Source organism: Streptomyces sp. SS7, from assembly GCF_037993025.1.
Classification (GTDB): domain Bacteria; phylum Actinomycetota; class Actinomycetes; order Streptomycetales; family Streptomycetaceae; genus Streptomyces.
The window spans coordinates 6,061,744-6,074,481 of record NZ_CP141223.1 but is presented as its reverse complement, the minus strand read 5'-3'; the positions used below and the strand labels follow the sequence as shown (position 1 = coordinate 6,074,481).

Here is a 12,738-nt window from a genome sequence, read left to right as displayed (position 1 = left end):
TCCCGTGTGGCGCACGACACAGGGAGAAGCGCAGGAACTGCCCCCGAAGCGGACATTCGCCACGGGGGCGGTGACGCGATCGTTATCCGGATTTGAGCGTCCTCTGAGCGAACACTCCGGCGGGATCTATCAGGGCATAAGGGTCGAGACGAGCGTCTCCTGGAGGCCGCCCAGCCACAGGTACGCCATCACCATCGGCTTGCGCGGGTCCTCGTCCGGCAGCCGGTAGAGGACGTCGGTGTCGTCCTCGTCGGTGATCTCCAGCCGGGCCCCGATCGCCAGCCGCAGATCGTTGAGGGCGCTGAGCCACTGCCGGGACTCCCCGGGCGCGAGCTTCAGCACGGCCCCGCCCTCGCCGGCCGCCTCGGCGGCCAGCCCGTCCAGGGTGCGGACCACCACGAGGGCGTTCGCGCGCTTGCCGGCCCTGAGGTCGTTCTCGGTGAAGCGGCGGAACTCGGCGGAGTGCGCCTTCTGCTCGTCCGCCTGCCGCGGCCCCGGGGTGCCCTCCGGGTCGGTGTAGGCGTCCGGGAAGAGCCGGCGGAGCACCGGGTCGGCGGGGGGCTCGCTCGGGCCCTCCGCGAAGAGCTCGGCGAGCGGGTCGTCGGGGGCGTCCTCGGCGGGGCCGGGCCCGATCAGTTCCAGCAGCTGGACCGCCAGCGACCGGATGATGGAGATCTCGACGTCGTCGAGCGCGACGGCCGCGCCGCCGCCGGGAAGCGGTTCGAAGTGTCCAGGCATCAGTGAGCAGGCTACTTCCGGTCCTGCTGGAGGGTGGCCCACAGTCCGTAGCCGTGCATGGCCTGCACGTCGCGTTCCATCTCCTCGCGGGAGCCGCTGGAGACGACCGCCCGGCCCTTGTGGTGGACGTCGAGCATGAGCTTGGTGGCCTTGTCCTTGCTGTAGCCGAAGTACGTCTGGAAGACGTACGTCACGTAGCTCATGAGGTTGACCGGGTCGTTGTGGACGATGGTGACCCAGGGGACGTCCGGCTCGGGGACGGCGTAGACCTCCTCCGCCGACTCGGTCCGTTCGATCTCAAGGGGAGCGGGTGACGTCACAAGGCCCATGCTGCCACGGGCCCCACAAATCGTCACACTGACGCAAAGGGGTGTAGCATCTGTCGCCATGAACACAGCGGACCTTGGGCTGCCGGTGGACGTTCCCTCTACGGCGCTCTTCACTGACCAGTACGAGCTGACCATGCTGCAGGCCGCGCTCAAGGCCGGGACGGCCGAGCGGCGCAGCGTGTTCGAGGTCTTCACCCGGCGGCTGCCGGACGGGCGGCGCTACGGGGTCGTCGCGGGCACCGGGCGGGTCCTGGACGCGGTCGAGAACTTCCGCTTCGACCAGGACGTCCTGGGCTTCCTGCGCCGCCGCGCCCTCGTCGACGACGAGACGCTGGACTGGCTGGCCGCCTACCGCTTCTCGGGTGACATCTGGGGCTACCCGGAGGGCGAGGTCTACTTCCCCGGCTCGCCGATCCTGCGCGTGGAGGGCTCCTTCGCCGAGTGCGTGCTGCTGGAGACGGTGATCCTGTCCGTCCTCAACCACGACTCGGCGATCGCGGCGGCCGCCTCCCGGATGTCCTCGGCCGCCGGCGCCCGGCCGCTGATCGAGATGGGCGCCCGCCGCACCCATGAGCTGGCCGCGGTCGCCGCGAGCCGCGCCGCGTACGTCGGCGGCTTCACCTCCACCTCCGACCTGGCCGCCGGGTTCCGCTACGGCATCCCGACCGTCGGCACCAGCGCCCACGCCTTCACCCTGCTGCACGACAGCGAGCGGGACGCCTTCCGGGCCCAGGTGGACTCCCTCGGCGGCGGCACGACCCTGCTCGTCGACACCTACGACGTCACCGAGGCCGTCCGTACGGCGGTCGAGGTGGCCGGGCCCGAGCTGGGCGCCGTCCGCATCGACTCCGGCGACCTGCTGCTGGTCGCCCACCGGGTGCGCCAGCAGCTCGACGCCCTGGGCGCCACCGGCACCCGGATCATCGTCACCTCCGACCTCGACGAGTACGCCATCGCCTCGCTGGCGGCGGCGCCCGTGGACGCGTACGGCGTGGGGACGCAGCTGGTGACCGGGTCCGGGCATCCCACCTGCTCGATGGTCTACAAGCTGGTCGCGCGCGCCGAGTCGGCCGATCCGAAGGCGCCGCTGGTGCCGGTCGCGAAGCGGTCCACGGGCGGCAAGACGTCGGTCGGCGGCCGCAAGTGGGCGGCGCGGCGGCTGGACGCGGACGGGGTCGCCGAGGCCGAGGTCATCGGCACCGGGCCGGTGCCGGCCGGGCTCGCGGACCGGCAGCTGCTCGTGGAGCTGGTCAGGGGCGGCACCGTGGTCGGCCGCGAGCCCCTGGACGCCGTACGCGACCGCCACACGGCGGCCCGCGCCAACCTGCCCCTGTCCGCCACCCAGCTCTCCCGGGGGGAGCCGGTGCTGGCGACGGAGTACCTCCAGGAGCGCCAGCAAGAGCGTTAGGGGGTGTGCCCGGGTCCCGTCGGCGAGGGCGGGGCCCTGTTGCCGGGGGCGGAAAATCTCTAGGCTTGCTTACTTCACCCGACAGTCGACTTCACCCTCAGTCGAAGGACACCGACCATGCGCCGCGCCTTGATCGTCGTAGACGTGCAGAACGACTTCTGCGAGGGGGGCAGCCTCGCGGTGGCCGGGGGTGCCGATGTCGCCGCCGCGATCACCGAGCTGATCGGGCAGGCCCCCGCCGGGTACCGGCACGTCGTGGCCACCCGTGACCACCACATCGCGCCCGGCGGGCACTTCGCCGACAACCCCGACTTCGTCCGGTCCTGGCCCGCGCACTGCGTCGCCGGCACCGAGGGCGTCGGCTTCCACCCGAACTTCGCCCCGGCGGTCGCCTCCGGCGGGATCGACGCCGTCTTCGACAAGGGGGCCTACGCGGCCGCCTACAGCGGCTTCGAGGGCGCCGACGAGAACGGTGTCACGCTCGGCGACTGGCTGCGGACCCGGAAGATCGACGAGGTCGACGTGGTCGGGATCGCCACGGACCACTGCGTCCGGGCCACCGCGCTGGACGCGGTCCGCGAGGGGTTCCGTACGACGGTCCTGCTCGACCTGACCGCCGGGGTGGCCCGGGAGACCACCGACCGCGCACTGGAGGAGCTGCGCGCGGCCGGCGTCGAACTGACGGGCAAGCCGGTCGTCAGCTGAGCAGCGCCCTGGGGCCACCCGACCCTTGTGCCGTGACCGGAAAGGTTCACCGGCTCGCGACGCCCGGCAAGCCTTCCCGGTCACGGCACTAGGCGGCCGCTCCCCGGAGCAGGGCCCTGATCGGTCTCCAGAGTTCCGGGACCGTCGCCGGGACAGCGTTGTCAGGGGTGGTGCGCCAGATCAGGCCGTCCGGGTGGTGGAGTACGGCGGTGATCTCGTCCGGGGTCGGCGGGGCCGCGTTGCCGCGGAGGTAGACCGCGCGCAGGCCGAGGTTGCGGAGCCTGGTCAGGGCCCTCGCCCGGTTCTGGGCGTGGACGAGGACGCGGACGGCGGCGTCCGGGTCCGCGGTGCTCGGGCTGGGCAGGTTCAGGGCCACCACCACCCTGCCGTTCGGCAGCTTGCAGAAGCCTCCTGCGGCCATGCGGTCACACCCCCGTGCGAGTCGGTATCAAGGTCGTCGTCAATAACGGAGTCACAGGAGGCACCTAAACACGACCGGCGGCAACCCGCCAAGGGGTTGCCGCCGATACGCTTCTGACCTGCGGTTTCTCAGATCACTTGGCCGAGGGACCGACCTTCACGGTGATCGTCGAGCCGTCCTTGGGCTCGCTGACGATCTTGATGGAGGTGTTGGTGTCAGTGACCTTGACGCCCGCCAGCGGGTTCGTGGCGTCGTAGTAGGTCGACTTGCCGTCGTCGAAGACCGGGACGCCCGGACGCGACTTGATCTTGGTCGCGACGTCCGCGTTGTGCAGCGTGATCGCGTCCGTCGGATAGAGGCTGAAGGTGGAGTCGAAGGCCTGGATGCGGTTGCGCATCAGGGTGCCGTTCGCCCACTTCAGCGGGGTGGGGTGCGAGTCGATCGGGAGGATCAGGCCCTCACCGTGGTGGGCGCTGGTGTTGTCGTCCGCCTGGGAGGTGTCCCACTTCCAGATCAGCAGACCGTTCTGGTACGCGTAGTGCTCCACCCAGTCCGGACGGGTCGTCGAGAAGCCGTAGTTGTACGGGCCGACCTTGAGGGTCCTGTCGTACGACACGTACTGGCGGTTCTCGGCGATGTAGTACTGCGCGTAGTCGTCCGTGATGGTCGAGCCGATGCGGGAGAAGCCCTTCGCGGTCCAAGCGGCGTCCGCCGCCTCCGCGTTGTCGGAGAACAGGGTCGCGCCGTCGGCGGTCACCGTGATCTCGTCGGCCGCGAAACCCTTCTGGGCCACGCCGCCGTCGGTGGCGTAGCGGAAGCGCAGGCTGATCTGCTTGCCGGCGTAGGCGTCCAGCGGGAACGTCAGCTTCTGGTAGGCGGCCGCCGTGCCGGTGAGGGCGGGCTTGTCGCTGCCGTCACGCGGGATGGCGGTGCCGTCGGCCAGGGTGCCGTCGAGCGGGGTGTAGCTGGCGCCGCCGTCGGTGGAGACCTCGGTGTACAGGAAGTCGTAGTTCTGCTCGATGTCCCACCAGGCGTCCAGGGTGAGGGACGCGGAGGTCCTGCCGGTCAGGTCGACCGTGCGGGTCAGCGTGTTGCGCAGGTCGTCGCCGCTGCCGCTCCACCACTGGGTGGAGCCCTGCGCGGGGGTGACGACGTCGGTGGTGACCGTCTTCTCGGGCAGCTGCACCACGAGCGCCTGGGCGTTCTTGGTGTTGTACTCCGCGACGCCCAGCTTGTGGGTGGACTTCTTGCCCGCGAACGCGACGTCGTAGTCCAGCCAGCCCAGCTGGAGCTTGTCCCAGGCGTTCATGTCGCCGGGCAGGTCGCCGATGGCCTCCTTGCCGGTGCCGAGCCAGGACCCGGAGGACATCAGGGTCCAGAAGCCGGTGGAGTTCTCGCCGCCGCCGGTGGTGTCGTACTCGTCCGGCAGGCCGAGGTCGTGGCCGTACTCGTGGGCGTAGACGCCCAGGCCGCCGTTCTCCGGCTGGATGGTGTAGTCGCCGACCCAGATGCCGGTGTCACCGATCTGGGCGCCGCCGAGCTTGTTGGTGTCCGGGCCGGTGGAGCCGGCGTCGGTGCCGAAGGCGTACCAGCGGTGGGCCCAGATGGCGTCCGCGCCCTGCGCGCCGCCGCCCGCCGACTCGTCCTCGCCGGCGTGCACGATCTGGAAGTGGTCGATGTAGCCGTCGGGCTCGTTGAAGTTGCCGTCGCCGTCGTAGTCGTAGCGGTCCCACTGGTCGAACTGGGCCAGCTCCGCCTTGATCTGGGCGGCCGTGTCACCGGCGGCCTCGCGCTGGGCGACCCAGGCGTTGACGCCGTCCTGGACCGCGTACCAGGCGCCGGTCGCGGCGTCGTTGGAGCCGTAACGGGCCTCGTTGTAGGGCACCTTGACCCAGTCGGTGACCTTGCCGTCGACCGAGTAGCGGCCCGAGGACTGCTTCTCGTAGTACTTCTTCAGCGACTCGGTCTTCTTGCCGGTGCCGAAGTACAGCTCCTGGAAGTGCGCCTGGTTGTAGTCCGCCTGCCAGGCCGTGGAGTTGTCCTTCGCGCGGTCCGGTGCGGCGATCTGGTTGTGCAGCGGGCCGGTGGTGCCGCCGTAGCGGGGGTCGACCTTGTCGCCGAACTCGACCAGGATCGTGAAGATCTTGTCGGTCTTCTCGCGGCCCAGTTCGACGTACTTGCTGTCGCCCTTGCGGCCGGCGAGCTTGACCACCTTGGAACCGTTGCGGTCCTTGACGGTGGCCTGGCCGGATATGACCTGCTTGAGGGCCTCCTCGCGCTGGGCCTCCTGCGTCTTGCTGAGCGGGCCGTCGAAGTCGTGCTCCTTGGCCTTGGCCGGCTGCGGGTCCCGCCGGTCCACCGCCGCGCCCGTGCCACGCTCCGCGGCCTGTGCCACAGCGAACGTGGTGAACGTCGTCGTGGCCGCCGCAAGGGCGACGACCGTCGCGGCCGTTCTGAACGTCCAGGATCTACTGGTCACTTGATGTCCTCCCCTAACGCGACCGTACGCGCGGAAAAGGGGGGATCCCTGTCAAGGAAGGTCCGCGCGCTGTTATACGCGTGTAGTCAAGTGACGCCATTTGACTACTGGTTTGCGAGAAAAGACAGACCTTGACTTGGACAGATCAAGTGCATTATTGAGAGCCGGTGTTCGCATTACGGACACATGACCGTAACCGGAACAGGCGCGCGGGACCGTCCACTTGCTGGACGCCATGACTCCGTGCGCCCCCTGTGCACCGGCACCGTGGGTTAGGTCACGCTTACCGTTCGTTCCGCTCGGGCATGCAGGCCCATAGAGTCGAGATCTCCCCCGCTTCCGAGGACACGATTGCCATGCCTCGTCCGACTGTCGCACAGCTCACGTACGGTTCCTGCACCGTCATCGTCTCGACGCTCGCCATGCTGCTGCTGTCACAGACGAGTTCGGGACCCGGGATCGCCGTCGTCGCCGTCGCCGCGCTCGCGCTCGGCGTGCTCGTCGCCCTGACGGTGCCGGTGACGCGTTCGTCGCCCGCCCCCGTGCCGCAGCCGCGGCCGGAGCAGCAGGCGGCGCCCGAGCCCGTACCCGTACCCGCCTCCGCCTCCGTGGCCGCGGCGCCCGAGCCCGTCCGAGAACCGGCCCCCTGACCGAACGGCGCACGGGAAGGGCCCGAGCTCTCTGCCGACTCGGGCCCTCCTTCGTGCCCGGCGCGTCAACCGAGGCCGACCACCACCGTCTTGGCCGCCTTGTCGTGCAGGCCCTGCTTGTACGGCTTGTCGAAGTAGCTCCAGCCGCCCGCGATCGCGGTCCACACACAGGCGCAGCAGAACGCGAACGGGATCCACAGCACCAGGGCGCGGACCAGCGAGGTCTGCACGGAGGGCGTGGAGCCGTCGTCCAGGTTGGCGACCCGCATGCCGAACCACTTCTTGCCGAGGGTCTGGCCGGTCCGCGCGATCAGGATCGTGTCGTACGCGACGTAGAGGACGGCGGTGACGATCTCGCGGCCGAGGGTCTTGCCGAACGAGATCTTGTCGGCGTCGACCGTGTACTGGTCCACCCGGAAGGCCCACACCAGCAGCGCCACCACGATGTACACCAGCACCATGTCGATGATCCGGGCCAGCGTGCGCCGGCCGCTCTCGGCGAGCGGCGGCATCCCGGCGAGCGGGTCCTGCGGGTAGCCGCCGTAGGGGTCACCGCCCCGGCCGCCGTGGGAACCGCCACCGTAGGGACCGCCACCGGAGGGACCGCCGCCGTAGGACCCGCCGCCGTAGGAGCCGCCACCGCCCGAGTACGGCGGGGGCGGCTCCCCGTCGTACGGCGCGTCGTACGGTGAGCCCCGCGGCGGCTCGCGCGGCGACTCCCCCGGGGGTTCGTGCGGCGGCTCCTGCGGAGGGTGTTTCCGGAGCGGATCGTCCTCCGGCGGGCCGCCGGAGCCGGGCGGCGGTTCGGTGGTCATGGCCCGAGTGGAACCCGCGGCCCGGGCCACCGCATCCGGCGAGCGGCCGTACGGGTGTCGGCCCGGCCGGGGGCGCGGGCGTCAGCCGGCCACGAACGTATGGGCGGCCTTGTCGTGCCAGCACTGGCGCCACGGCCGGTCGAACACCCCCCACACCACGCCCACGACGCCGATCACCAGCAGCCCGGGCACGCTGTAGACGAGCCAGCGCAGCAGGGCCGCGCCGAAGGCCGGGGGCTCGTGCCCCTCGATGTCCCGCACCTGCAGACCGAGCAGCTTCTTGCCCAGTGTGCGCCCCCACTTGGCGGTCGGCAGGGCCTCGTAGACGATCCCGAAGACCAGCAGGACGCCGAGGACGATGCCGAGGTAGACGGAGGTCGTGCCGTCCAGGAGCCAGACCGTGACGGTCCGTCCGGTCAGCTCGGCCTCGTCGATCTTCTCGTTGACGTGGTCCAGGGCCTTCACCCCGAGCGGTACGGCGGCGGCCGAGGTGACGGCGGCGAGGACGAGGGTGTCGACCAGCCGGGCCGCGAACCGCCTGCCGAGCCCGGCGGGCCGGGCCGCCGCCTGTCTGCGGGCGGCGGCCTGGAAGATGTCCTCGACGGGCGGCTTCCACGGCGGGGGCTGCTCGTCGGCCCCCGCCAGCCGGTGCACCTGCTGCGCCCACGAGGACTGCCCCCCGCCGGAGCCGGCGGCCATGGGGGCGGACTGCTGCGGGACACCCGGCGCGGGCTGCGGCGCCGGGCCGGGACCGCCGGTCTGCCCCGCGGCGGGCGGGAAGGCGGCCGGGCCCTGCTGCCGGGCGGGGGGCTGCGCCGCGGAGGGCTGTCCGCCGGGAGGCGGTACGGCAGCAGGCGGTACGGCGGGAGACTGCACGGCCGGAGACTGGACCGCGGGGCCCTGCTGGGCCGGCATGCGGGCCGCCGGGCCCGGGAGGCCGGGGGCACCCTGCGCCTGTGCCGCCTGCGCGGCGGCGGCCCGCTCGGCGGCCGCCTTGCCCGCGCCGAAGCCGGGCCTGGCGCTGCCCGCCGCGCCGCCTCCGGCCGCGTCCCGCGCACCGGGACGGCGGAAGACGAACGTCCCGCCCGACGCCACGTCACCGGTCTCCGGCTCGGCCGGCGGGATGGTCGCCGTCCCGTCGGTGCTGGCGGACCAGCCGTCGGGCTGCGCCGGGGACCCCGGTCCGCCCTGCTGGGCCGGCACCGCCGACTGCGCCAGGGCCCTCGGGTCGGCGCCCTGCGCCGCTCCCCAGGACACCCTGCGGTCCTGGTCACCGCCGAAGCCGGACTGGTGGGCCCGGTCCGCGCCCCAGGCCGAGGCGGGCTCGGGGCGGCCGCCGCCGACCTGGTCGGCCGGGTTCGGATCCTCGTCGAAGAAGTGCGGGCCGGTCTCCTCCACGGGTGAGGCCGGAGGAGTGAGCGGCGTACCGTCCGACGGGGCCGGGCGGCTGGTGCCCGGTACCCAGGCGGAGCCGTTCCAGTACCGGACGTATCCGGGGATGGACGGGTCCGGGTAATACCCCTCGCGGGGCCTGTCGTCGCCGGGGGCCGGGGTTGGGGCGCTCATGTCCGTCGTCCCGTATCTGCTCGGAGGTCGGATGGGGGCATCCACATCTATCAGACGGACGCAACCACCACCGCCAGTCCCGCCGTACCCGCCCCTTTCCGGGCAACCCCGTGCACACGCTTCACACGTTCGGAACCGTCCGCCGCGGCTCCCCGACCGAACACGTGGAAAAAAGTTCTCCGAACCCGCGTAATGCTCCGCATCCCTCACGCTCTCTCCCTCCGTACACATCCGTACGGAGAGGAGAACGACCATGCAGCACACCGTGGTGGAGCGCGAACTGGAGCTCCGGCTCATCCTGTCGCCGGAGCGCAGCATCCCCGTCCCGGCCCGGCTGGCCTACCGCAGCGACGACCCGTTCGCCGTGCACGTCATCTTCCACATCAACTCGGAGCAGCCCGTCCACTGGACGTTCGCCCGGGAGTTGCTGGTGGAGGGGGTGTTCCGGCCCTGCGGCAACGGGGACGTGCGGGTGTGGCCGACGAAGTCGCAGGGGCGCAGCGTCGTGCTGATGGCGCTCAGTTCACCGGACGGCGACGCCCTGCTGGAGGCGCCCTCCGCGCAGGTGTCGGCGTGGCTGGAGCGGACGCTGCGGGCGGTGCCGCCGGGCACCGAGGGCGAGCAGCTCGGTCTGGACGAGGGTCTGGCCGAGCTGCTCGCGCAGTGAGCCGGGGGGTGCGCGCGGGTCAGAACAGCTTGCCCGGGTTGAGGATCCCCAGCGGGTCGAACGCCTGCTTGACGGCCCGTTGCATCTCCAGTCCCACCGGGCCGATCTCGCGCGCCAGCCACTCCTTCTTCAGGACGCCCACGCCGTGCTCGCCGGTGATGGTGCCGCCGAGTTCCAGGCCGAGCGCCATGATCTCGTCGAAGGACTCGCGGGCGCGCCGGCACTCGTCGGGGTCCCGGGCGTCGAAGCAGACGGTGGGGTGGGTGTTGCCGTCGCCGGCGTGGGCGACGACGCCGATGGTCAGACGGTGCTTGTCGGCGATGCGCTCGACGCCTTCGACCAGGTCGCCGAGGCGGGAGCGGGGCACGCACACGTCGTCGATCATCGTGGTGCCCTTGACGGCCTCCAGCGCGACGAGGGACGAACGCCGGGCCTGCAGGAGCAGTTCGGACTCCGCGGCGTCGTCGGCCGGGACGACCTCGGTGGCGCCCGCCTCCTCGCACAACGCGCCGACGGCGGCGAGGTCGGCGGCCGGGTCGGTGGTGTCGAAGGCCGCCAGCAGGAGGGCCTCGGTCGTCTCGGGCAGACCCATCCGGGTGAGGGCGTTGACCGCCTTGACGGTCGTGCGGTCCATCAGCTCCAGCAGGGACGGCACATGCCCGCCGGCCATGATCCGGCAGACCGCGTCGCAGGCGGCGGCCGACGACGCGAACTCCGCCGCCAGCACGAGCTGCCGCGGCGGCTTCGGCCTGAGGGCCAGGACGGCGCGGACGACGATGCCGAGGGAGCCCTCGGAGCCCACGAACAGCCGGGTCAGGTCGTACCCGGCGACCCCCTTGGCGGTGCGCCGGCCGGTGGACATCAGCCGGCCGTCGGCGAGGACGACGTCGAGGCCGAGGACGTACTCGGCCGTCACCCCGTACTTCACACAGCACAGCCCGCCCGAGGCCGTGCCGATGTTCCCGCCGATCGTGCACATCTCCCAGCTGGAGGGGTCGGGCGGGTAGCAGAGGCCGAGGTCGTCCACCGCGCGCGCGAGGGCCGCGTTGACGACCCCCGGTTCGACGACGGCGATCCGGTCGACCGGGTTGATCTCCAGGATGCGGTCCATCCTGGTCAAGGAGAGCACCACGCAGCCGTCGGTGGCGTTGGCGGCGCCGGACAGGCCGGTGCGGGCGCCCTGCGGGACGACGGGCAGGCGCAGCTCGGTGGCGGTGCGCATGACGTGCTGGACCTGTTCGACGGTCCGGGGCAGCACGACGACGGCCGGGGCGCCGGCCGGGCAGAAGCTCGCCATGTCGTGGGCGTACGCGGCGGTGACGTCGGGGTCGGTGAGGACGGCGTCGGCGGGCAGGCCGGCGAGCAGACGATCGAGGAGGTTGCCCGTGACCTCGTCGCGTGGCGCTTCGATACGGCTCATGATCACAGGTTCGCACCCGGGGCCATCGGTGTGAACCCCGTCCCCGGCGGCCGTCACCTGCCCGGGCGTGCCCCGCGGACCGGCGCACAGTGAGCGCCATGGACAACGGCACGGACAACGTCGTACGAAACGAAGAGAACACCGCGCGGGCGGTGCCCTGGTATCGGCGGCGGGCGGTGGTCGGCCCGCTCGTGGGGGGTCTGGTGCTGGCCGGTGGGGCGGTGCTGCTGTCGGTGCCCGGGGAGGGGCCGCGGCGCGGGGCGGCGGCGCCGGCCGCGGGGGCGCGGGCGGCCGCGGCGGTGGGGGCGGGGGTTCCGGCGGCGCTGCCCGGGCTGGCGGAGCTGATCGGCGCGCGGGAGAGCCGGGTGCGCGAGCACCCCCGGGACGCGGGGGCGTGGGCGGTGCTCGGGGCGGCCTACCTGGAGCAGGGGCGGCGTACCGCCGGGGCGGACGTGCTGTATCCGAAGGCCGAGCGGGCGCTGCGGACCTCGCTGAAGGTGCGGCCGCGGGGCAACGCCGAGGCGCTGGACGGGCTGGCGGCGCTGGCCAACGCGCGCCGGGACTTCCCCGCGGCGCTCACGTGGGCGCGGGCCGCGGAGCGGGTGTCCGCGGCGCGCTGGACGACGTACGGGCAGCTCGTCGACGCGTACACGGGCCTCGGCGACCACAAGAGGGCCCGCGCGGCGTTGGATCGGCTGCGGAAGCTGCGCTCGGGCCCGGCGGTCCTGGCGCGGGCGGCGGGCGTGTACTGGGAGCAGGGGCTCCGGGAGGACGCGCAGGCGGCGCTGGCCGACGCGGCGGCCGGGGCCTCCTCCCCCGCCGAGGAGGCGGCGTGGCTGGAGCGGGCCGGGCAGCTGGCGTTCGAGCGCGGGGAGCGGGAGAGCGCGCTGCGGCACTTCGAGGCGGCCCTGCGGCTGGACCCGGACCAGTGGGCCGCGCGGGCCGGGCAGGGGCGGGCGCTGGCGGCGCTGGGCCGGACCGGGCCGGCGCTGACCGCGTACCGCGCGGCGCTGGCGGGGCAGCCGCTGCCGCAGTACGCGCTCGAACTGGGCGAGCTGTACGAGTCGTCGGGGCGCACCCGGGCGGCGCGCGAGCAGTACGCGCTGCTGCGCGAGCGGGTGCGCCGGGACGCGGCGGGCGGGGTGGACGGGGCGCTGGTGCTCGGGCTGTTCGAGGCGGATCACGGTGATCCGGCGTCGGCGGTACGGCGCCTGCGGGCCGAGTGGCGGCGCCAGCCGGGCATCGCGGTGGCGGACGCGCTGGGCTGGGCGCTGCACCGGGCGGGCGCGGACGAGGAGGCGCTGACGTACGCGACGACCGCCACCGACCGGGTGCACGGCGGGGCGGTGCTCAGCGCGTCGTACTCCTACCATCGCGGCATGATCGAACGTGCGCTGGAGCGGACGGCGAACGCCCGCCGGCATCTCGCGGAGGCGCTGCGGCTGAACCCGTACTTCTCCCCGCTGCACGCCCGGACGGCCCGGGCCGCGCTGGCGGGGCTGGGCGAGGTGCCGGACGAGCCGCTGCCGGAGTCCTGAGG

The 12,738-nt window shown here is 72.6% G+C and carries 12 protein-coding genes; 5 read left to right on the top strand and 7 right to left on the bottom strand.

Annotation, left to right across the window (positions count from 1 at the left end):
* Positions 1-129 precede the first annotated feature (129 nt).
* Both U5640_RS28090 and clpS read right to left on the bottom strand, forming a co-directional pair.
* On the bottom strand, positions 130-738 hold the full coding sequence (locus tag U5640_RS28090; RefSeq protein WP_340378637.1) for a DUF2017 domain-containing protein: 609 nt from the start codon (positions 736-738) through the stop codon (positions 130-132).
* An 11-nt stretch (positions 739-749) separates the two neighbouring features.
* Positions 750-1,067 (bottom strand): ATP-dependent Clp protease adapter ClpS, encoded by a 318-nt coding sequence (gene clpS, locus U5640_RS28085; RefSeq protein ID WP_055638081.1) that lies wholly within the window; start codon positions 1,065-1,067, stop codon positions 750-752.
* Between the two features lie 58 nt (positions 1,068-1,125).
* Here clpS and U5640_RS28080 point away from each other — a divergent pair, with 58 nt between their 5' ends.
* A complete protein-coding gene (locus U5640_RS28080; RefSeq protein WP_340378634.1) occupies positions 1,126-2,475 on the top strand; it encodes a nicotinate phosphoribosyltransferase in 1,350 nt (449 codons plus the stop codon).
* Between the two features lie 117 nt (positions 2,476-2,592).
* Positions 2,593-3,180, top strand: coding sequence for an isochorismatase family protein (locus U5640_RS28075; protein WP_340378632.1), 588 nt, complete (start codon positions 2,593-2,595; stop codon positions 3,178-3,180).
* Positions 3,181-3,268: 88 nt separating this feature from the next.
* Here the strand turns inward: U5640_RS28075 and U5640_RS28070 are convergent, their stop codons facing one another.
* Positions 3,269-3,601 (bottom strand): hypothetical protein, encoded by a 333-nt coding sequence (locus U5640_RS28070; protein ID WP_340378630.1) that lies wholly within the window; start codon positions 3,599-3,601, stop codon positions 3,269-3,271.
* 133 nt (positions 3,602-3,734) lie between these two features.
* Entirely contained in the window at positions 3,735-6,080 is a 2,346-nt protein-coding gene (locus U5640_RS28065; protein ID WP_340378628.1) for an immune inhibitor A domain-containing protein, read from the bottom strand.
* A 356-nt stretch (positions 6,081-6,436) separates the two neighbouring features.
* On the opposite strand from U5640_RS28065, the gene U5640_RS28060 reads away from it, so the two are divergent.
* Positions 6,437-6,730, top strand: a complete 294-nt coding sequence (locus tag U5640_RS28060) for a hypothetical protein (protein ID WP_340378626.1) — start codon at positions 6,437-6,439, stop codon at positions 6,728-6,730.
* A 65-nt stretch (positions 6,731-6,795) separates the two neighbouring features.
* Here U5640_RS28060 and U5640_RS28055 read toward each other — a convergent pair whose 3' ends face one another.
* Positions 6,796-7,545, bottom strand: coding sequence for an RDD family protein (locus U5640_RS28055; protein ID WP_340378624.1), 750 nt, complete (start codon positions 7,543-7,545; stop codon positions 6,796-6,798).
* An 81-nt stretch (positions 7,546-7,626) separates the two neighbouring features.
* Positions 7,627-9,111 (bottom strand): RDD family protein, encoded by a 1,485-nt coding sequence (locus U5640_RS28050; protein WP_340378622.1) that lies wholly within the window; start codon positions 9,109-9,111, stop codon positions 7,627-7,629.
* 253 nt (positions 9,112-9,364) lie between these two features.
* Between U5640_RS28050 and U5640_RS28045 the strand changes: the two genes are divergently transcribed.
* Complete coding sequence (locus U5640_RS28045) at positions 9,365-9,778, top strand: SsgA family sporulation/cell division regulator (RefSeq protein WP_340378620.1); 414 nt, start codon at positions 9,365-9,367, stop codon at positions 9,776-9,778.
* 19 nt (positions 9,779-9,797) lie between these two features.
* Here U5640_RS28045 and U5640_RS28040 read toward each other — a convergent pair whose 3' ends face one another.
* Positions 9,798-11,204 (bottom strand): FAD-linked oxidase C-terminal domain-containing protein, encoded by a 1,407-nt coding sequence (locus U5640_RS28040; protein ID WP_340378618.1) that lies wholly within the window; start codon positions 11,202-11,204, stop codon positions 9,798-9,800.
* 92 nt (positions 11,205-11,296) lie between these two features.
* On the opposite strand from U5640_RS28040, the gene U5640_RS28035 reads away from it, so the two are divergent.
* Complete coding sequence (locus U5640_RS28035) at positions 11,297-12,736, top strand: hypothetical protein (protein ID WP_340378616.1); 1,440 nt, start codon at positions 11,297-11,299, stop codon at positions 12,734-12,736.
* Positions 12,737-12,738: the final 2 nt, after the last annotated feature.